We start from the raw sequence: 19,655 nt of genomic DNA on the forward strand, positions 1-19,655 counted from the left end.
AGAGACCACCAGGAGCACTGAGAAAAGAGAACCTTTAGCTTGCTTCATCAGCTCAGTTTTCCAGGAGTGTTTACAACCTCTGTGGTTCAGCTCGAATCAATTTGCCTCAGGCACTACTCACCCCAGGCCTGCCTCATCTGCATAAAGTCATCCTCAGTGACGACACGCACTCCCAGCTTCTCTGCCTTGGCCAGTTTTGAACCGGCCTTGTCACCGGCCAGCAAGGCTGATGTTTTTGCTGAAACTGAGCCAGTCACCTTGGCACCCAGTTTTTGCAGGATGGCCTTACCTTCGTCGCGGGTCATTGTGTTTAATGTCCCGGTTAACACCCAGGTTTCACCTGCAAGGGGTTGATCGCCCCCTTCTACAACTGGCGATTCCGTTTCCCATGCAACACCTTTCGCCAGGAGTGCATCAATCACTTCGCGGTTGTGTTCCTGACGGAAAAACTTCTCAATATGACCAGCAACCACAGGGCCAACATCATCCACGGTTTGTAAGTCTTCCACCGAAGCGGCCATCAATTTATGCAAATCACGGTAGTGACCTGCCAGCCCCTGTGCGGTTGCCTCACCCACTTCGCGAATGCCCAGTGAGTAGATAAAACGGGGAAGCGTGGTTTTTCTGGACTGATCAAGCGCATTAATCAAGTTCTCGGCCGACTTTTTCCCCATACGTTCAAGGCCGGAAACCTCCGGGGCATTGAGACTGAACAGGTCTGCCACCGTTGCAATCAATTGACGATCAACCAGCTGCTCAACCAGTTTATCCCCAAGACCATCAATATCCATCGCCTTGCGAGAAGCAAAGTGCTTGATAGCCTCTTTGCGCTGGGCTGAACAGAACAGTCCGCCAGAACAGCGCAGGATGGCTTCTTCACGTTCCAGCTCAGAGTCGCATACCGGGCAGCGATCGGGAAAGGTGATATCCCGAACATCATCAGGACGCATGGAGTGGATAACCCGGTTCACCTTGGGAATAACATCACCCGCCCGGAGGATAACGACACTGTCGCCTATTTTGATATCCAGCCGGGCAATTTCATCCATATTGTGCAAGGTCGCATTACTGACCGTCACCCCGCCCACAAACACCGGCTGCAAACGGGCAACCGGAGTGATAGCACCGGTTCTGCCAACCTGAAACTCCACATCCTTAAGAGTCGTGATCGCTTCCTGTGCCGGGAACTTACGGGCGATGGCCCAGCGCGGTGCCCGGGCCACAAACCCCAGAGCCTGCTGCCGGGCAATGGCATTCACTTTATAAACAATACCGTCAATCTCGTAAGGCAGCCCCTGACGTTTCTCAGCCATGGCTTGATAGTAGTCTTCACAGGCCTGGACACCTTTGACCACCTGCAGTTCGGGGCTAACTCGTAGGCCCCATTGTTTCAGACAGGCAAGTATCTCACTGTGGGTCTCTGGCAGAACCCCGCCATCGACAACGCCAACACTGTAGCAATAGATCGTCAATGGTCGTTTAGCCGTTATCCGCGAATCCAGCTGGCGCAAACTGCCAGCCGCTGCATTTCTCGGGTTAACAAAGGTCTTCTCACCTTTGGCACTGGCCCGCCGGTTCAACTGTTCAAAGCCAGCCTTTGGCATATACACTTCGCCCCGAACTTCAAGGCGTCGAGGCCAGCCATCGCCCATCAACTTGAGTGGGATTGATTCAATCGTACGAATGTTCTGGGTAATATCTTCCCCGGTAGTGCCATCGCCACGGGTAGCTGCCCTGACCAGAAGACCATCTTCGTATAACAGGCTGACAGCGATACCATCCAGCTTGGGTTCGCAGGCGTATTCAATGTCTTCAGTGGTGCCCAGCCGCTCTTTAACCCGACGATTAAAGTCCGCCTGATCTTCCGCATCAAAAGCGTTATCCAGGGAGAGCATGGCCAGTTCATGGCGAACCTGACCAAACGCTTTCAGAGGCGTGCCACCGACCCGCCGGGTGGGAGAATCTTCAGTTATCAGCTGTGGGTATGCAGCTTCAAGGGATTTCAGGCGGATAAACAGCTTATCGTATTCACTGTCGGGAATTTCCGGCTCATCCAGGACATAGTAACGATGGTTGTGCTCGCTGATTTGCTGACGCAGCTGAAGTATCTCTTGCTCTGCAAGCTCAAGGGAAGGAACCGATGGGATATCTGAAGAAGTCATGCTCATGGAATTATCAAAGGCCAGCGGGTTCTCTGCCTGAGAACCCGCTGAAGAAAAAATTAGATGGCAATGGCCGGGCCAGCAGGAATATCAATGCACCGGCTGTTTCGCCAGCTGCTTGCGCTCATATTCACGAATACGCTGACGACAGTGTTCAAGGGTCTGCTGAGTCATCACGCTGAACTGCTCATCTTTCAGCTCACCGCCCAGATCAAGGGCAAGACGACGGGCCGTCTCTTCCATCAGGGCAAAGGCCTGCATGGGTTTTTCCGGCCCAGGCAGACTCATAAACAGACTCAGGGCCGGTGTCTCGGTGGCTTCCAGATTATCAATGGTAAAGGTACCCGGCTTTACGCCGTTGGCCATGCTGAACAGAATTTTTCCGGTATCATCGGCATTGGTATATCGATGGAAGATCGACATATCACCAAAGCGCATGCCGGATGCCAGCATGGACTGCATCAGCTGGTCACCGGCAAAAACACCGCCGCCTTTGGCCAGCACATTGATCACAATCACTTCACTGGCGGGCGGGCGCTCTTGTAGCTTCTCTGCCTTCTCACGCCCCCCCAGGTTGAGTTCTTTCTGTGGGTTGGAGCTCTCTCTGGCCGAAACGTCACGTTCCTGAATCGGTGCCTTGCCCTGACTGGTTGCCGCTCTTGGCTGACCAACAAACTCTTCCGGCTCAGCATCCAATCGGGACGTTTCACGGGAGCGAACAGAACGGTCAGCGCCTGCTGTCCGTGAGAGACCTCCGTGTAAATGATCCTCAGCAGACGACGGGCGTTTACTTCTTGAGGGTTGCTGTGACTCGTCCAGATTCATCAGCACCGGAACAGGCTCATCCAGATCAAGCGCTCTTTGAACTCTCGCTTTTTCCCCGGCGTCGCTTTGCTCTGTATACCGTTCCGCTTCTTCAGGGTGACGATGGCGCTGTCTCAAGGATTCAGGGTACACGGGCGGTTCTTCAATACCCTCTTCCGGGTAACCATCGAAATAGTCGCCCCCGGAAAACCCGGGCTCAACACGGGGTCTGGCAGGCTCTTTTTTGGCAAACCCTTCTTTCAGAAAGCTCTCTTTCAGAGTGCTTTCTTTATGCGCACTGGGCCGGGCACCGCCATTGGGCAGTTCACTGGAAAAATCATCGTCATAGCCTTTGACTTCCTCCAGACCAAAGCTGATTTCCGATGACCTTTTTCTGGCCAATCGCATCCTGCGATAACCGTCGGCCAGTACGCCGACGATTACCAGTATTCCTATGAGTATCAGCCAATCTCGCAAACTCATGTCCTTGCTGCCCTGTAGACCTTGAAACAACGCCCGAATTGCAGTCTGCTTCCCTGTGATAACACTTGACGACAATAGACCACCGTCATTTATCACATCTGCATTAATTACTGCTGCAATCGACCAACGTTGCAATATTACAATAAAAAAATAACAAATTAAGCCATGAACGTTTACTTTACGTGCTTTATAAACTGCGTATTGTCAATGTCATAGCTTATTTATCCAACTCTTAAGCATACCGGATAGTTACAACTCAGCCATCGCCGCCGCCTGCTCAATATCCACCGATACCGGTCTGGATACACCCGGCTCATGCATGGTGACACCCACCAGCTGACTGGCCGCCTGCATGGCAATTTTGTTGTGAGTGATGTACACAAACTGCACTTTATCACTCATTTCAGAAACCATTTTGGCATACCGCCCAACGTTGGCATCGTCCAGAGGGGCGTCCACCTCATCCAGCATACAGAAAGGCGACGGATTCAACTGGAAGATGGCAAATACCAGGGCAATCGCCGTCAGCGCCTTTTCACCACCGGAAAGCAGATGGATCGTACTGTTTTTCTTGCCGGGGGGCTGAGCCATTATAGCCACTCCGGTATCCAGCAGGTCTTCTCCGGTTAAGGCCAGATAGGCCTGACCACCGCCGAATACCCGGGGGAACAACTCCTGAAGACCGGCATTGACCTTATCGAACGTCATTTTGAACCGTTGACGGGTCTCCTTGTCGATCTTGCGAATGGCATTCTCCAGCGTATTCAGTGCTGACTCCAGGTCATCGTTCTGGGCATCCAGATACTGTTTGCGCTCTGACTGGGTTTCGTACTCCTCAATAGCCGCCAGGTTAATCGCGCCCAAACGTTCAATGCGTGCGGCGATCCGTTCCAGCTCCTGCTCCCATTGCTGTTCAGATGCGTCATCCGGAAGGTTCTCAAGTACCGTTGCCAGATCAAACTGATCCTCTTTCAGCTGTTCAGCCAGCGTCGTGCGACGAACCTGCATGCCCTGCCAGTCCATCCTCAGCTTTTCCAACTGTTCGCGAATTTTCTGCGCCTGCTGCTCAGCACTGTGGCGAACCTTCTCGCCAGCACGAATCCGCTGCTCCACTTCTTCAAGCGCCATCCGGGCCTGCTGCATCGTCTCTTCCTGCTCAAGGCGTCTGGCCAGCATCTCCTCCAGCTGTTCCCGCAGATCCCCCTCTGGTGAGTTGGATTCAGACATGGACTCCCGGAGAAACTCCCGCCGCTCCCGGAGCTTGGTAGACTGCTGGCTCAAACGCTCAATGGCTGCTTTCAGAGAGGCTATCTGGGTATTGATGGATTGCTGGCGAAGGGCAAGTTGATGGGCTCGCTCCTGATCAAAACGGGCCTGATGACGTACTTCTTCGAGACGGGCCTGAAGCTTTTCACGTTGCTCCTGCATCGCTTCCCGACGACCAATGTCTTCTTCCATGTGGTCCAGAGCTTCCTGCAGACGCATGCGGGACTCGCCAATCACCTCCTGCTCCAGCCCATACTGCTCCCTGACTTCCTGCAGTTCCTGCTCAAGGCGTCGACGGCGCTCGGAAAACTGTTCTAACCGGACCTTTCGGGCACCAAGATCTGCCCGCACCTCACCCTGGTTCCGGTTGAGCTCGGACAGCTGCTTTTGCAGCTGCTCCCGCTGAGTCTCATGCTGTTCGAGTTTTGCCCTTGCGCCTTCCAGCTGCTCTTTCAATAGCAGGCTGCTTTCTTCCAGAGTTGTCAGCTTGTCACCCAGCGCGTCCATCTCTTTCTGACGTTCCAGCACACCGGCGTTATTATCGACACCCCGGTTGACCCGCAGCCAGCCGGAAGAGAGCCAAATGCCATCCGGTGTAATGATCGATTCGCCAGCCTGGAGTTTTGCGCGCAGGGAAAGCGCCGTTTCCAGTGAATCTGCGGCATAGATTCCAGCCAATAAGGACAGAGCTTCCTGACCGCTGATCACTTTATCTTCCAGCAGGGGCAACTCACTTAACGAAGGGGTAGATTGCTGGCCTGCACCAGCCTCCAGCAGTACCAGCGATCCCTGCTCTAACGCACCCAGCGCGTCAGCGACAGGATCAAGGCTATCCAGGCACACGGCCTGCAGGCTAGCGCCCAAAACGGTTTCAACCGAACGTTCCCAGCCAGCATCGACCTGAAGCTTATCCATCAGACGGGTGTGGTTATTGAGCTGGTGCTGCTCAAGCCACTCAATGGTGCCCGTATCCTGATGCAGTGATGCCTGGTACAAAGCCTCCAGAGAAGCATGACGCCCTCGCACCATGCTGAGTTCATCCCGGTTGCTTTCCAGCTCCGCCGTCAGGTTCTGTACCTGATCACGCTGTTGCTCAACTGCATCAACACACTCTTCGATGCGCAGTTCAACGGTTTCTGCGGTCAACTCCAGTTCGGTCAGTTTTTCCGACAGGAGCGTCATCTCCTCCTGGTCTTCAGTTCCCCCAAGCGCGGCGGACTCTTCTTTCAGGCGACCTTCTCGCTCCTGTAAACGCCCCATCACCTGCTCGGCATGATGGATGCGGGACTGCTCAACTTCAGCGGTCCGTTTTGGTTCATGGGATCGCTGATTGAAATGATCCCACTCCTGCTGCCAGCGCTGCATGGCCTCTTCTGCCCGGGTCAGGACATCACCAGAGTCCGCCTCCTGATCCTGCAGCATGGCCAGCTCCGGCTCCAGCTCGATCAGTTCTTCCTGGAAAGACTCCAGTTGTTGCTGATCATCCGCCAGCTGTTCACGGGCCTCTTCCCAGCTGTGCTCCACCTGTTCAAGGTCGCGACTCAACTCTTTGGAACGTTCTTCCCGGTGCTGCAGGGTCTGTTCAATTCGGGGTGACTTCATTGCCCGTGCCGTAATAGCTGGATTGCGCTTCATGAAAACGGTCACTCAGCTCCATCTGCTGAACGCGATCATCTTCCATGGCGGCATCCGCTGAACGCTGTTGACTGATTGCCGCTTCCAGCTGAACCTCGAACTCACGGATGGCCTGTTCCTGGGACTGGGCTCCGGTATTGATGGTCTGCCATTTCAAGGCTTGCAGCTGGGCCTTTTTAGCCGTTCCTCGGCTTTGTACTCTTTGTACTTTTCCGCCGCCTGAGCCTGCCGTTGCAGGTGGCCAAGCTGACGCCCCAGCTCTTCCCGCAGGTCAGTTAGTCGTTCAAGGTTTTCATTGGTTCGGCGGATGCGGTTTTCCGTCTCACGACGGCGCTCCTTGTAGCGGGAGATACCGGCCGCTTCTTCGATAAATACCCGAAGCTCTTCCGGTTTGGATTCAATCAGATTGGAGATAATGCCCTGACTGATAATGGCGTAACTCCTGGGTCCAAGACCGGTGCCCAGGAAGATGTCCATAATATCTTTACGGCGGCACTTGCTGCCATTGAGAAAATAGGTGTTCTTGGCATCGGAGTTAACCGTTCGCTTGACCGAGATTTCCCGGTACGCAGCAAACTCTCCGGTGACCCGCCCTTCGTTATTATCAAAGATCAGCTCCACAGACGCCTGATTGGCAGGCTTACGACTGTTGGACCCTTTAAAGATAACGTCAGTCATGGACTCGCCACGCAAATGCTTGGCGGACGATTCCCCCATGACCCAGCGAACCGCATCAATAATATTCGACTTGCCACAACCGTTGGGGCCTACCACCCCACACATATTGGAGGGAAAGTGAACCGTTGTGGGGTCCACAAACGATTTGAATCCGGCCAGTTTGATGGATTTTAAACGCATCGTTTCCTTTAGCTCTTCACTGTCGGGGCCCGGCTCGGTATACGTATGAGCCTGAATACTGACCAATAGTTCACGCTATGGGGCTTTATGCTCCGGCAAAACCACCATTCATAGCATGTTGCTTTGGGCTCCGGTTCCTTGTCATAGCGAATCGTTTGTTTGAAAGAGTTGATACTTCTTTCAATCCAGATCTTACACATTAACACAGTCAATAGAAAAGTCGCCCTTTCCGAAATGAAAAAGGCGACTTCCGGCATTTCTGATAGTTTCAGACTGTTTTGTGCTTCTTTAGTTCAAATGCTTAACCCGCCGGCGTAAATGTCAGCCTGACAGGCTCAGTTGCCGTGGTTTTCACTCCTTTTGCCTGCACTTGATAATCAGGGGACATTACATTGCCAGTGAGGCTGATCCGTGCGGTGATATCAAGACTCTCGATGGATGACAGCAGCTGTCCGCCCATCATCATGGCGCTGTTATCATCAAGCAAGACTTCCCTGGGAAGATCTCCAACACTCAGTGGCACAGCCACCAGCGGAGGCTGTTTGGCATCACCGGCTGGCCGGGCAAAGACCACCACCCGCGCATCATCTGGCAACTCACCCAGCTCAGGGGCCAGATCGATCATGACCCGAAGGGCAACCACGGTATCACCGAGCATTGCACGCGCCTGATTAATACCCGCACTCAATGACTGCCGGGCTGCAGGATCCACTTCATGGGTCAACGCCAGCTGCCAGGCGGCAATGGCGTCCTGATAGTTGCCTCTGGTAAAGGCATCAATCCCCTTCAATCCCAATGCGGTGGTATTCTGGCTATCTTTCAGCAGTGTCTGCAGATAGAGTTCGCGAATTTCAGGCGTTACCACATTATTACTGCTTAAAAACAGCACCTGCGCCAGTTCCGCAGTGACCTGGGGATGGCCATTACTGATACTGGCAAGGTGCCGGTAGGTGTTAACTGCTTCCTCCAGCTTGCCTGTTCTCAGGTAATGGCTGCCCAGCATGAACAGCGCCTGATTATTCTCCGGCCGCTTGGCCACCCACTCTTTAAGTACCGTTTCCACCTGCTCACCATTGAGGTTGCCATTGTTCATGGCGTTGACCACAGCAATCTCAGTGGTGGCACCCAGCTTAAAATAGAGGAGTACGGTGGACACAGGTATTATCAGAGCAATTAGCAGTGCAAACCCCGGTTTCTTCAACAGAGAGTACGGGCTTGCTGGCTGCCCATCACCCAACTCATCCGCCAGTTTCTGCCGTAACTCCAGTTTCAACCTTTCCGCTTCTCCTGCTGACACCAGCCCCTGTTGCAGCTGCCAGTCCAGATCTGCCATCTGGTCACGGAAACTGGCAACGTTTGCAGACTCTTCAGACTCATCCTCACCGGGTGCTGAAACGACTGGCTTTATCAATGGCCAGACCGAAACCAGTACGGCAATGGCAATCAGCAATGCGGCTACCAACCAGAACTCCATCATTACTCTTTACCGTCCGTTTTATTATCTTCTGATGAGTGTGTGGTCAAATAGTCTGTCAGGAATCTGTTCAGCTTTTTGTCCAGTAACTCTTTGTCTGCGTTATGTTCATCGGGAGCCGCTGGTGCCGATTCCGAAGCCGTTGCCTTATGCTTGTGAACCACCACAATAAGTACTGTCAAACCCACCAACAGCAGAAGCAAAGGCCCAAGCCAGAGCACCAGATTGATACCGGCAAGACGGGGTTTGTAAAGCACGAAGTCTCCGTAGCGGGCCAGCATAAAATCGATAACTGTCTGGTTATCTGCGCCTTCATTTAACAGCCGGTGCACTTCCCGCCGAAGATCCTGGGCAATGGGCGCATTAGAATCGCCTATGGACTGGTTTTGACACTTTGGACAACGCAGCTCATTGGTCAGCTCGAAAAAACGCTGTTCCTGTTCCGGTGTCGAAAACTCATAGGAGTCGATCACACCATAGGCTGTTCCCATAAACAGTACGGTCAATAGCAGAACGATCAATCGGGAGGTTATGCGCTGTATCATTTGGCCTCCCCTTCACGGTTATTTGCCTGTGCCTGGCGCACTTGTTTTTGCAAGTGCCGGAATCTGGGCTCAAGGTCATTCTTCCAGACATTGGCATCAACAATGCCGACATGCTTATAACGGATGACGCCCTGATGATCGATCAAATAGGTTTCCGGTGCCCCGTAAACACCCAGATCAATGCCCAGTGAACCACTCTTATCATTGATACTGAAACGATAAGGGTCGTGCAGCGTCTTCAACCACTTTCTGGCTTCAGGCTGATCATCCTTGTAGTTCACACCGTAAATGGGTACGCCTTTATTGGCTAGATCCACCAGATAGGGGTGCTCGACACGACAGGCAGGACACCAGGTAGCCCAGACATTGATCAGGGCGACTTCACCCAGCAGGCTCTCTCTGGTCACTTTTTTGTCTGGATTTTTCACCGTTGGCAGCTCGAATGTTGGCAAAGTCTGATCCAGCAGGGCAGAGGGCAGCTCGCCCGGGTTCTCCCGGAACAGCGCCACATAAAACATCAGGCAAAGCCCGAGAAAGATCGCCAGTGGTAAAAACAGTTGCAATCGTCGCTTCATGCGCTGGCTACTCCCTCATTACCCAGTGGTCTCAATGCATTCACTTTCTGACGAACTTTCATTCTGTAGCGCCGGTCTGAGATCGCCAGCACACCACCCAGTCCCATAAACAGGGAACCCAGCCAGATCCAGCGGACAAAAGGCTTGATATGAAGTCGCAACGCCCAGCTGCCGTCATCACCCAATGGTTCACCCAGGGCAACGTAAATATCGCGGGTTAATCCGGGGTCAATAGAAGCCTCGCTCATAGGCATTTGCTGTGCGGTATAGACTCGCTTCTCAGGATGCAACACCGCTATTTGACGACCATTTTTGTAGACAGTGACAGACCCATAGTTGGAGGTGTAATTAGGGCCGGGCTGTAAACTGACACCATCAAAACGGAACTGATACTCACCAAGCGTTACCCGGTCACCGGGAGCCATGCGCAAATCACGCTGGCTGCTGTAGCCACTGGTGATGGCCACACCAACAATGGTGACTGCCAGCCCCAGATGCGCCAGATGCATTCCGTAATACGCTGGTTTCAACCGTTTTAACGCATCAACCAGCCCGGCTTTTGCCCGGGTGTTTCGGGTTTTATTCAGAATATCCCGGCCCATGGTCAGCACGATCCACAGCACCAGGGCCATAGCCAGCACTTCACTGACCAGGAAGCCCTTTGCCAAAGCGTTACCATAGAACAGGCTGAACCCTAAACCACCCAGAATGGATACCAGAAAAATCCATTGGGTCTGGCTGACCAGCCATTTCACGGAACCGTTCTTCCAGTTGAGCAGAACCCCAAACCCCAGGGCAAACGCCAGCAACATGGCCATTGGCACAAAGACAAAATTGAAGTAAGGAGGCCCTACCGAAATCATGCCCATATCGAGGGATTCCAGCAGCAGCGGGAATAATGTTCCAAGCAGCACGGTGGCGGCACTGGCGGTCAGCAAAATATTATTGACCAGCAGCAGCGTTTCCCGGGATGCCATGGAAAAGCTGATACGACTGCGTACCTCAGGTGCCCTGAGGGCAAACAGCGTCAGTGATGCACCGACAACAATCATCAGATAAAAGAGGATAAAGACCCCTCGTTCCGGATCATTGGCAAAGGCGTGGACCGAGGTGAGCACACCGGAGCGAACCAGGAACGTGCCCAGCAAACTTAATGAGAAGGTGAAAATGGCCAGCAGTAACGTCCAACTCTTAAACAGACCGCGTTTTTCTGTCACTGCCAGGGAGTGCATCAGCGCTGTTCCCACCAGCCAGGGCATCAGAGAAGCATTTTCCACCGGATCCCAGAACCACCAGCCACCCCAGCCAAGCTCGTAATAGGCCCACCAGCTTCCCAGGGAAATCCCAAGGGTCAGGAACACCCATGCCACTGTCGTCCATGGCCTTGCCCATCGGGCCCAGGCGGTATCCAGCTGGCCACCCAGCAGAGCGGCAATGGCAAAGGCAAAAGCAACGGCAAACCCCACGTAACCCATGTACAGCATAGGGGGGTGAACGATAAGGCCAAAGTCCTGCAAAAGAGGGTTAAGATCGGCCCCATCCTCCGGTGGGAAAGGCAGAATCCGGTTAAACGGGTTGGACGTCAGCAGAGTAAACAGCAAAAAGCCAACGGTAATCATCCCCATAACCGAGAGCACCCGGGCGGACAACTCAGGGGGCAGGCGGTCACTCTTGACAGCCACCAGCGCCATCCAGCCAACCAGAATCAGCACCCACATCAGCAGCGACCCTTCGTGTCCGCCCCAGGTGGCACTGACTTTATACTGTACGGGCAACAGGCTGTTTGAATGCCTGGCGACGTAATCCACCGAAAAGTCGTCGGTAACAAATGCCCAGACCAGACACAAGAACGAAAAGCCAACAAAGGCAAACAGTCCCCAGGACAGGGAGCGGGCCTGATTCATCAACCGGAGATTATTGGTGTAACTGCCCACCAGCGGAAAAATGCTGAGTAACAGACTCAGGCACAAGGCAATAATCAGAGCCAGCAGGCCAGCTTCAGCTACCATCTTGCAGACTCCTCAGCTCACTTTGAGCAGTGGTTTGTACCGTCGGCCTGGTGTAACCGGGATGTGCCTCATCAATGGCTTTCTGCACTTCCGGCGGCATATAGTTTTCATCATGCTTGGCCAGGACTTCCGTCGCGGCAAAAACACCGTCATCGCCAAGCGTTCCCAGGGCAACAACTCCAGAGCCTTCAACAAACAGGTCGGGCAAAATACCTTCATAGTGCACCGTTATCTCTCCGGCTCCATCCGTGATGCGAAAACTGACCTTCAGGCTTTCGGTATCACGCTCAACAGAACCCGGAACAACCAGGCCACCACCGCGCATCCGCTGACCTACCGGAGCTTCACCGGCAGCCATCTGAGCAGGTGAAAAGTAGTGATTAATGTTCTCGCGCAATGCAAACAACATCAGAGCCACTGCCACCCCAACGCCTGCCAGCAGCAGTAATACGAGTATTAATCTCTGTTTGCGAACTGCATTCATTGAGCACTCCTCTCTACAGACTCAGAGCCTTCTTCCTGTCGCCCGGGGCGATGTTTTAGTTGTGTGTTTTCAGGGTTGGCAGAGCGATTCTCATTGTTATCACCTCTGCCGGTAGTGACCTCATTCACGATCACTTTTCTTTGCACCAATCGCTCTTGCCTTCTCACTTGTGCAGCTAACTGTGCGAGTATCCGCCGCCTGGCCATAAACGGTGCAATCAGATTGTAAGCAATCACGGCCAAAGCCATCGCATAGGCACTCCAGACGTAGAGGCCGTGCCCCTCCATGACCAGAAAACCGCTCCAACTGTCAAAATACATAGACATCAGCTCACCAGCTCTTTAACCCAACGGGTCTTTCTTTCACGACTGATAATTTCTATACGTAGACGAAGCACCGTGACCATCGTAAAAAACAGATAAAATCCGAGAATGGCCAATAACAGGGGCCACAGCATTTCCGGGGCCATGGAAGGTTTTTCAGTCAGTTTCAATGTGGCACCCTGATGAAGGGTATTCCACCAATCCACCGAAAACTTGATGATCGGGATGTTGACCACCCCCACCAGGCTGAGAATGGCGCAGGCTTTTGCGGCGGCCTCTGTGGTGTGGATAGCACCGCGCAGGGCGATAATACCGATATAGAGAAAGAGCAGAATCAGCATGGAGGTCAGGCGGGCATCCCATACCCACCAGGTGCCCCAGGTCGGTTGTCCCCAGATGGCTCCGGTAACCAGAGAGAGTATGCAGAAGGAAGCCCCGACAGGTGCCATGACTTTCAGCGCCATATCTGCCAGTTTGATTCGCCAGATCAGGGTCACAGCAGCGGCGGTTGCCATCATCATATAGATCGACTGGGCAAGGAACGAAGCAGGCACATGGATAAAGATGATGCGGTAACTGTTGCCCTGCAGGTAATCCGGAGGGGTAAACGCCAGCCCCCAGACCAGCGCCACCAATATCAGCACCAGGGAGGACACCTGAAGCCAGGGCAACCACTTACCGCTGATATCATAAAACCACTTGGGAGAACCCAACTTATGAAAAAACGTCCAGTTCATACTCTTGTTCTACTTACTGAGGCCGCCACCAATGCGGCCTGATTTTGCAGGGATTCTCTGCAGGCAGAGAGTGCTGGAAATCTCTTCACTTTTCAAGAAATTGCCTGAATAAAGACACGTCTCTTTACCGTAGAACCATATTCATTACTCATTAATTACCCTTAATGCCCCGGCAATCGCCAGTGGTGCCAGACAGATCCCAAGTATCAGGAACACAGACAACCAGAGAATATGACCTGTATACGGCATGTTTTGCATTGCAGCACTAACGGCCCCTGTGGCAAAAATCAGCACCGGTATGTAAAGCGGTAACGAAAGCAGGGTCAACAACACGCCGCCACGTTGGACTTTTACCGTTAAGGCAGCACCGATGGCTCCTGCCAGACTGAGTACTGGTGTACCCAATAACAGCGTCATCATAAGAGGAGAAAAAGCTTCTGATGGCAGATGTAACATAATGGCCAGCAATGGTGCCATTAGTGTTAAACAAAAACCGCTGGTTAACCAGTGACTGAACACCTTGGCCAATACCAGTAAGGGCAGCGGGTGTGGCGACATCAGTAATTGGTCCAACGCCCCGTCGTCCTGATCGCTTTTAAACAATGAGTCCAGCGACAGCAAAACAGCCAATAGAGCACCAATCCAGATAATGCCTGCTGCCAGTTCTGACAACACCTCCCGATCCGGCGCAATACCAAGGGGAAACAAAGTAGCCACCATCAGAAAGAACGCCATGGGATTAATGGCCTGACCGGGTGACCGGAACGTGAGCGTCAGGTCCCGGCGAATCAGGGCCAGGCAGGCTGAGAAACCGCGCATGGATGGCTGGTCAACCCTGAACATCTTGCCCCCTCTCACCATCAGCACTCCTTTCTTCGCCAAAGTGCTCCACATTCAACTTACGCAGCTTTCCCTGACGATCATTCAAGGGTTGATGGCTGGTAACCAGCACCATACCTCCCTGATGGGTGTGCTCATCAAAAAGTCTCTCCAGCCAGGAGACACCGTCAATATCAATCGCCGTGAATGGTTCATCGAGAATCCAGAGCCGTGCCGGGCTGGCAATCAACCCGGCAAACGCCACCCGCCTTAACTGCCCGGCGGATAGATGGCTACAGGGAATATCTTCATAACCGGCAAGCTGGACCCGATCAAGGGCAGCGAGCAATACTTCCCGATTGATGATGGTATTGGCCAGCCTGGCTCGCCAGACAAGGTTTTCAAGAGGTGTCAGATCCAGTTTCAGCCCTGGTTTATGGCCAAGAAAAAAACAGTCAAGACGAAAGTCAGCATACACTGCCGATAAAGGCTGGTCGTTCCAGAAAATATCGCCACTCAAACTGGATGAAAAGCCAGCAATGATGCGAAGCAGCGATGTTTTACCAGCACCGTTGCGCCCCTCAATCTGGAGTATTTCTCCACTACCAAGCTGAAAGGACAGGTTACTGAACAGCAGCCTGTCGTCCCGCTCACAGCTCAACTGAACCACATTAAGCAAAGCGAACTCCTGAATCCAAAAGCGTGTATCGCCGAGACCCTGATTCGCAAAGCAGCACAGCCATGAGCAATGAAAAGCCCTGCTTTCCAAGATGTCCCTATATAGCGTTGGTTGGCGATTATATCAGGAAATTTTACTGACTGCGGAGGTAAATAGTGTTCATTAACAGTATTGAAGAAGCCTTGGAAGGGCTCAGGCATACCGATCTTCACTCCCATTAGAGAAAGTGAAGATAGAAGGCATTTGAAAACGGATACAGAAGGAAAGTATTTGAAAGAAGCAAGGCGTTGTTACTGCGCCATAACCCCTGTGGTGTAGGACTCACCCACGACATCAGACTTCAATGTCACCGGATAATCCAGGGCTAACCAGGAGTAATAACCGTCCCTGAGAAAAAACACCCGTTCATAACCCCATAATGCGGCCAGATAACTGCCAATAGCCCCTCTCATATGGTATGTGCTGTTTCCGTAGATCACGATGGGAGTCTCTTTTCCAGAACCCCCGGCACCAGCAGCTGACGAAACCCCCCCCCTTAGATCAAGGCTGTGAGATCCGTCTACGTGTCCATATTGCCACTGTTGATAGGGACGCACATCGATAAACAGCGCACCAATATCATGAAGGCGTTTTGCCTGGTGGGTATTGATGGTAATCACACCATTAATTTCTTCTGGTGCTTCTTCCTGAGCCGGAAGAATAAAGGAGAGTGCCGACAACAGAATGGCGGCCGAGATAGAAATCCATTTCATATTATGCAGGTCCGTTATTAAACAACTTAATAAAAGAAGTATATGGAGCTAAGACCCACGCACTTGGAACAATAAGAAACTAAAAATAAAATGTTCAAAGCTATGCAGCATATAACCAGCATATATTTCTGAAAATAGATCAACTCAACTGAACGCTGTCAAAATCAAAAAAGAAAACGCCCCGATTCCCGACGCTTGACCATATTTTGTCACTGCCCTGTAAAAACGGTGTGGCTGAGACGTTAACTCAGCCAGTTTTGCAACCGTGACCTTAAACGCAGTGCAGCCTGAGAATGAATTTGGCTGACTCTTGATTCACTGACCCCTAACACTTTACCGATCTCTTTCAGATTCATCTCTTCATCGTAATAAAGCATCAATACCAGCTTTTCTCTTTCAGGCAGTTTATCAATAGCTTCAATCAGTGCTGTTTTAAATTTTTCTTCCTGAATATCTGCTGAGGGGCCCCTGTCACCTGAGCGAGCCTGCATTCTTGATTCTTCACTGTCAAATAACTCTTCATAACTAAAAAGACGACACCCTCTTAAATCACTCAGAATGGTGTAATACTCATCAATTTTCACATCAAGTTCTTTGGCGACTTCAGAATCCCGGGCATCTCTTCCCAATTTTGCTTCAACAACCTGAACCGCTTCAGTAATACGACGACTGTTGCGATATACTGATCTTGGTCCCCAGTCCCCTTTTCGAATTTCATCCAGCATTGCGCCACGAATTCGAATACCGGCAAACGTTTCAAAACTGGCACCTTTGGATGCATCATATTTTGAAGCTGCTTCAAGCAACCCAATCATTCCTGACTGGACCAGATCATCAATCTGAACACTGGCGGGCATTCTGGCGGCGAGATGATTGGCAATTCTTTTTACCAATGAGCGATGTTTTACCACCATCTCTTCCATGTTCAGTGTCGTTTTTTCTGCCGACTTGGTTTGCACATCCTGTGCTGTCTCTGTCATGATTAGATCCTCTCCTTGATCCTACCAGGCAAAAAGAATTCTATACGACCTTTTGGCTCAGGCACCGGTAATTTTGCTAGCTGATGTCCAATTCTGTGAAACGCTCTTGCAGCCCGACAATCGTTACTGACAGTCAACAGTGCCGACTGCTGTAATACCGCTTCACTTACAGCCTTATCATGTGGAATTGCACCCAGGTAGCTTAAAACTATCTGTTTGTCGTCTTTCAGATACTCCTGTAATTTCTCAAACTGTTTAGCACCGCCTCTTCTGCTGCTCACCAGATTAACAACAATATAAAACTGGTGAACATTGAAAACCCGGTACAGAAGCCTTATCTGTCGAACAGCATCAATAACAGACACGTCTTCCTGACTGACGACAACAACCACCTCTGTTGCCGCCTGAATGAGAGTTACATTATCCGGGGCCAGGCCCGGAGCCGTATCAATAATCAAAGTATCCAGATCTGACGCAAGATCATCCATGTCCTGAATCAACTCTACTGCCTGAATAATTTGAATACTGTCTTTCCAGTCTCCCTGAGCAGCCGGTGTAAATACCCTTACACCCGATGGACCATCCAACAGTCCTTTCTGCTGATGGCCCGAGCTCTCAGTAACGAACTCACCTTCAGCAGGCGATGAAAAAATAAAATCAGACGACAATTGTTCTTTTAAACCTTCTTCATTCATCCCGAGGGTGAACTCAACATCTGGTACAGAAAGATTACCATCCATCAAAACGACACGCTGACCCAGCTTTGCCATCGCCAGGGCAAGGTTTACTGCAACTACGGTTTTACCAACACCTCCTTTACATCCTGAAACCGCAATCACTCTTTTCTTTGCTTGCGCCATCGTTCTCACTTTAATTTTTCAATTGCTCAGAAAATGCATATAGAAAAACGACAAAATATACATATCAATGAACATGCCAACTTTGATTTGAAAAATAAAAACAGCCACCAAACCCCAAAAAAATACATAAAGAAAAATAAAAAAACACAACCGCCTGTTTTTTAACAACTTTCTAAAACAACACCGATTTCATTTCGCTATTTTTTTGACATAGATTAATTTTCGGTTGCTTTGAAAATATCTTGAACACTTTTTTGAACTTTCTAAAAAGATAGTTATTTGACAGTGTCACTTTATAGTGACGCAAAAATGGCAGCATTTGACCGACAAAACAGGGAAGAAAAAAATCAGACCGTGACATAATGTTGATTAGCGCATTCATTAAATATGCAAATAAAGGATTACCTGCAAACCAATCAGCAGTAATTATCGAACAGTGGAGCAACAAGAAGCAGAAGGGAGTCGAAGTACAACAGAACAGTACAGGAACAAAAACCGGAAAGCACCAACTCAGTAAATCGGAGAATAAATCTGTTAGCAAAAAAAATGGCTACAAAATATGTAGCCATTTTTTTTGCATCACTGAATATCAGGTTTTCACAGAATCCTCATATCTCTGCAGACCATACTTGCGCATCTTTTCCACCAGGGTCGTTCGCCGAATCTGCAACTTGTCTGCTGCCCTGGCAACAACACTATTACAGTCACTCAGCGCCTGCTGAATCAAACTCTTTTCCAGTCGGGTCAAATATTCCTTCAGGTTCAACCCTCCTACCGGCAGTACTGCAAGGTCTTCCGAAGTAGCAGCACCGGCAGGCTGGATACTGTCCGGAAATAAATCAGCCACACCATCATCTTCCTGGCTGATCAAATCGAGATGACAGAAACTTTCTGGCAGATCCTGAACCCCGATAACCCCATAGGGATACATAATCGCCAGACGCTCCAGAAGATTGGCCATTTCCCGAACATTTCCCGGCCAGTCATGCCGACAAAGCGATAATATTGCCGCGGAACTGAGTCGAATTGATCCCCTGGCCTGCTTCTCCATATTATGGGTCAGCTCATTAATCATCAGCGGAATATCTTCAGGCCGCTCTTTCAGCGAGGGCATCTCAATGGGAAATACATTCAAACGGTAATAAAGATCTTCTCTGAAGCTTCCCTCAGTGATCATACTTTCAAGATTCTTATGGGTTGCAGCAATAATTCGAACATCCACCTCAATGGGCTCTGTTCCACCAACCCGTTCGAAGGTTCTCTCCTGCAGAACCCTGAGCAACTTGACCTGCATGTGCAGAGGCATATCGCCTATCTCGTCAAGAAACAGTGTGCCACCCTGGGCCAGCTCGAACCGTCCCTTGCGACTGGTCACAGCACCGGTGAAAGCCCCCTTTTCATGACCAAAGAGCTCACTTTCTAACAGATCTGTGGGGATAGCACCGCAATTGACCGGAACAAATGGCGCACTTCTGCGATAGGAGTGCTCATGAAGATTGCGGGCAACCACTTCTTTGCCCGTGCCGGACTCACCGGTGATCAAAACATTGACGTCCCGATCCGCCACCTGGGCCATGGCGGCCCGAACTTTCCGGATACGCTCACTCTTGCCAACCAGTCCACGGAACAATTGTACCTGCTGATTGTAGCCAGTCTGGTGTGCCTGACGCCACTGCTCGCGGTAGACCTGACCATAATGCAAACTGGATAAAAGTTGCGGCTTGCTGCATGGCCAGTCAACCCGTGCAATGATTTGCCTGGCCAGTGCTAACGACAGATTGTCTGGCAGTGACTCCGCAATCCGGATAACCGGAACGCCACCACACCAGCCCTGGACTCGGGAAAGCATTCCCTGCAGGGAGCTTTCTGCCTGTAAAAAATCACCTAGAAATAAGGCACTGAAGGTTTCCGGGGGATAAGCACTAACGGCATCTTCCCAGTAGGCTGCACCGATAGCCACTGTGTGATAGCCCATAAACTGCAAAATAGTGCTGAAGTCATGCCGACGCTGCTCCGCGTCTTCAATGATGAGTACCTGCTCAGCTGTTTCCATAAGACGACGATCCTTGTCATCCGATTAATTTTTACAGCGTAGATACAAATTTTCGAAATTAAATTACAGCTTATTATTTCAGTAAATAACCAAAAAGTGAGTTCGTCAAATTTTTGTTTGTTTTTATTTCAAAAAAACATAAAAGAAAATTATTTAA

Annotated in this window: 18 protein-coding genes; all 18 read right to left on the reverse strand. The window is 51.1% G+C overall.

Translation table 11 applies throughout. The features are described from left to right. Positions 1-113: 113 nt before the first annotated feature. The 18 genes from ligA to O3276_RS08120 all read right to left on the reverse strand — a co-directional run bounded on the left by ligA (position 114) and on the right by O3276_RS08120 (position 19,498). Entirely contained in the window at positions 114-2,168 is a 2,055-nt protein-coding gene (gene ligA, locus O3276_RS08045; RefSeq protein WP_269675167.1) for an NAD-dependent DNA ligase LigA, read from the reverse strand. An 84-nt stretch (positions 2,169-2,252) separates the two neighbouring features. Then, positions 2,253-3,449 carry a cell division protein ZipA gene (zipA, locus tag O3276_RS08050; protein ID WP_269675168.1) on the reverse strand — a complete coding sequence of 399 codons (1,197 nt, stop codon included), beginning with the start codon at positions 3,447-3,449 and terminating at the stop codon, positions 2,253-2,255. Between the two features lie 249 nt (positions 3,450-3,698). Next, positions 3,699-6,317 carry a chromosome segregation protein SMC gene (gene smc, locus O3276_RS08055; protein ID WP_332328196.1) on the reverse strand — a complete coding sequence of 873 codons (2,619 nt, stop codon included), beginning with the start codon at positions 6,315-6,317 and terminating at the stop codon, positions 3,699-3,701. After that, positions 6,298-6,507: a hypothetical protein gene (locus tag O3276_RS25465; protein WP_332328197.1), complete on the reverse strand. Its 210-nt coding sequence runs from the start codon at positions 6,505-6,507 to the stop codon at positions 6,298-6,300. The genes smc and O3276_RS25465 overlap by 20 nt, the downstream gene beginning before the upstream one ends. Continuing rightward, entirely contained in the window at positions 6,504-7,208 is a 705-nt protein-coding gene (locus O3276_RS25470; RefSeq protein ID WP_332328198.1) for a chromosome segregation SMC family protein, read from the reverse strand. The genes O3276_RS25465 and O3276_RS25470 overlap by 4 nt, the downstream gene beginning before the upstream one ends. Before the next feature lie 301 nt (positions 7,209-7,509). Continuing rightward, the gene (gene ccmI / locus O3276_RS08060; protein WP_269675169.1) at positions 7,510-8,685 is read right to left on the reverse strand and encodes a c-type cytochrome biogenesis protein CcmI; all 1,176 of its coding nucleotides are present in this window, start codon (positions 8,683-8,685) and stop codon (positions 7,510-7,512) included. Next, the gene (locus tag O3276_RS08065) at positions 8,685-9,227 is read right to left on the reverse strand and encodes a cytochrome c-type biogenesis protein (RefSeq protein WP_269675170.1); all 543 of its coding nucleotides are present in this window, start codon (positions 9,225-9,227) and stop codon (positions 8,685-8,687) included. Before O3276_RS08065 ends, ccmI begins: the two co-directional genes overlap by 1 nt. Further along, on the reverse strand, positions 9,224-9,802 hold the full coding sequence (locus tag O3276_RS08070) for a DsbE family thiol:disulfide interchange protein (RefSeq protein WP_269675171.1): 579 nt from the start codon (positions 9,800-9,802) through the stop codon (positions 9,224-9,226). The genes O3276_RS08065 and O3276_RS08070 overlap by 4 nt, the downstream gene beginning before the upstream one ends. After that, positions 9,799-11,811: a heme lyase CcmF/NrfE family subunit gene (locus O3276_RS08075; protein ID WP_269675172.1), complete on the reverse strand. Its 2,013-nt coding sequence runs from the start codon at positions 11,809-11,811 to the stop codon at positions 9,799-9,801. Before O3276_RS08075 ends, O3276_RS08070 begins: the two co-directional genes overlap by 4 nt. After that, the gene (gene ccmE / locus O3276_RS08080; protein WP_269675173.1) at positions 11,801-12,295 is read right to left on the reverse strand and encodes a cytochrome c maturation protein CcmE; all 495 of its coding nucleotides are present in this window, start codon (positions 12,293-12,295) and stop codon (positions 11,801-11,803) included. Before ccmE ends, O3276_RS08075 begins: the two co-directional genes overlap by 11 nt. Continuing rightward, on the reverse strand, positions 12,292-12,621 hold the full coding sequence (gene ccmD, locus O3276_RS08085; protein WP_269675174.1) for a heme exporter protein CcmD: 330 nt from the start codon (positions 12,619-12,621) through the stop codon (positions 12,292-12,294). The genes ccmE and ccmD overlap by 4 nt, the downstream gene beginning before the upstream one ends. Beyond that, a complete protein-coding gene (locus O3276_RS08090; protein WP_269675175.1) occupies positions 12,621-13,355 on the reverse strand; it encodes a heme ABC transporter permease in 735 nt (244 codons plus the stop codon). Before O3276_RS08090 ends, ccmD begins: the two co-directional genes overlap by 1 nt. Before the next feature lie 144 nt (positions 13,356-13,499). After that, positions 13,500-14,216 carry a heme exporter protein CcmB gene (gene ccmB, locus O3276_RS08095; RefSeq protein ID WP_442876572.1) on the reverse strand — a complete coding sequence of 239 codons (717 nt, stop codon included), beginning with the start codon at positions 14,214-14,216 and terminating at the stop codon, positions 13,500-13,502. Continuing rightward, positions 14,185-14,844, reverse strand: coding sequence for a cytochrome c biogenesis heme-transporting ATPase CcmA (gene ccmA / locus O3276_RS08100; protein WP_269675951.1), 660 nt, complete (start codon positions 14,842-14,844; stop codon positions 14,185-14,187). Before ccmA ends, ccmB begins: the two co-directional genes overlap by 32 nt. Positions 14,845-15,143: 299 nt before the next feature. Next, positions 15,144-15,605 carry a rhodanese-like domain-containing protein gene (locus tag O3276_RS08105; RefSeq protein ID WP_269675176.1) on the reverse strand — a complete coding sequence of 154 codons (462 nt, stop codon included), beginning with the start codon at positions 15,603-15,605 and terminating at the stop codon, positions 15,144-15,146. 242 nt (positions 15,606-15,847) lie between these two features. Beyond that, a complete protein-coding gene (locus O3276_RS08110; RefSeq protein WP_269675177.1) occupies positions 15,848-16,585 on the reverse strand; it encodes an RNA polymerase sigma factor FliA in 738 nt (245 codons plus the stop codon). Between the two features lie 2 nt (positions 16,586-16,587). Then, positions 16,588-17,445 carry a MinD/ParA family ATP-binding protein gene (locus O3276_RS08115; protein WP_269675178.1) on the reverse strand — a complete coding sequence of 286 codons (858 nt, stop codon included), beginning with the start codon at positions 17,443-17,445 and terminating at the stop codon, positions 16,588-16,590. A gap of 589 nt (positions 17,446-18,034) precedes the next feature. Next, positions 18,035-19,498 (reverse strand): sigma-54 dependent transcriptional regulator, encoded by a 1,464-nt coding sequence (locus O3276_RS08120; RefSeq protein ID WP_269675179.1) that lies wholly within the window; start codon positions 19,496-19,498, stop codon positions 18,035-18,037. Between the last annotated feature and the right edge of the window lie 157 nt (positions 19,499-19,655).

This window comes from Endozoicomonas sp. GU-1, assembly GCF_027366395.1.
In the GTDB taxonomy this organism is placed as follows: domain Bacteria; phylum Pseudomonadota; class Gammaproteobacteria; order Pseudomonadales; family Endozoicomonadaceae; genus Endozoicomonas.

Excerpts from the sequence above, each read along its gene's own strand:
- O3276_RS08120 (WP_269675179.1), bottom strand. The coding sequence starts at position 19,498 with ATGGAAACAGCTGAGCAGGTACTCATCATTGAAGACGCGGAGCAGCGT.
- smc (WP_332328196.1), bottom strand. The coding sequence starts at position 6,317 with ATGAAGTCACCCCGAATTGAACAGACCCTGCAGCACCGGGAAGAACGT.
- ligA (WP_269675167.1), bottom strand. The coding sequence starts at position 2,168 with ATGAGCATGACTTCTTCAGATATCCCATCGGTTCCTTCCCTTGAGCTT.
- ccmB (WP_442876572.1), bottom strand. The coding sequence starts at position 14,216 with ATGGTGAGAGGGGGCAAGATGTTCAGGGTTGACCAGCCATCCATGCGC.
- O3276_RS25470 (WP_332328198.1), bottom strand. The coding sequence starts at position 7,208 with ATGCGTTTAAAATCCATCAAACTGGCCGGATTCAAATCGTTTGTGGAC.
- zipA (WP_269675168.1), bottom strand. The coding sequence starts at position 3,449 with ATGAGTTTGCGAGATTGGCTGATACTCATAGGAATACTGGTAATCGTC.
- O3276_RS08075 (WP_269675172.1), bottom strand. The coding sequence starts at position 11,811 with ATGGTAGCTGAAGCTGGCCTGCTGGCTCTGATTATTGCCTTGTGCCTG.
- O3276_RS08070 (WP_269675171.1), bottom strand. The coding sequence starts at position 9,802 with ATGAAGCGACGATTGCAACTGTTTTTACCACTGGCGATCTTTCTCGGG.
- ccmD (WP_269675174.1), bottom strand. The coding sequence starts at position 12,621 with ATGTCTATGTATTTTGACAGTTGGAGCGGTTTTCTGGTCATGGAGGGG.
- O3276_RS08110 (WP_269675177.1), bottom strand. The coding sequence starts at position 16,585 with ATGACAGAGACAGCACAGGATGTGCAAACCAAGTCGGCAGAAAAAACG.
- O3276_RS08115 (WP_269675178.1), bottom strand. The coding sequence starts at position 17,445 with ATGGCGCAAGCAAAGAAAAGAGTGATTGCGGTTTCAGGATGTAAAGGA.
- ccmI (WP_269675169.1), bottom strand. The coding sequence starts at position 8,685 with ATGATGGAGTTCTGGTTGGTAGCCGCATTGCTGATTGCCATTGCCGTA.
- O3276_RS08090 (WP_269675175.1), bottom strand. The coding sequence starts at position 13,355 with ATGAACTGGACGTTTTTTCATAAGTTGGGTTCTCCCAAGTGGTTTTAT.
- O3276_RS08065 (WP_269675170.1), bottom strand. The coding sequence starts at position 9,227 with ATGATACAGCGCATAACCTCCCGATTGATCGTTCTGCTATTGACCGTA.
- ccmE (WP_269675173.1), bottom strand. The coding sequence starts at position 12,295 with ATGAATGCAGTTCGCAAACAGAGATTAATACTCGTATTACTGCTGCTG.
- O3276_RS08105 (WP_269675176.1), bottom strand. The coding sequence starts at position 15,605 with ATGAAATGGATTTCTATCTCGGCCGCCATTCTGTTGTCGGCACTCTCC.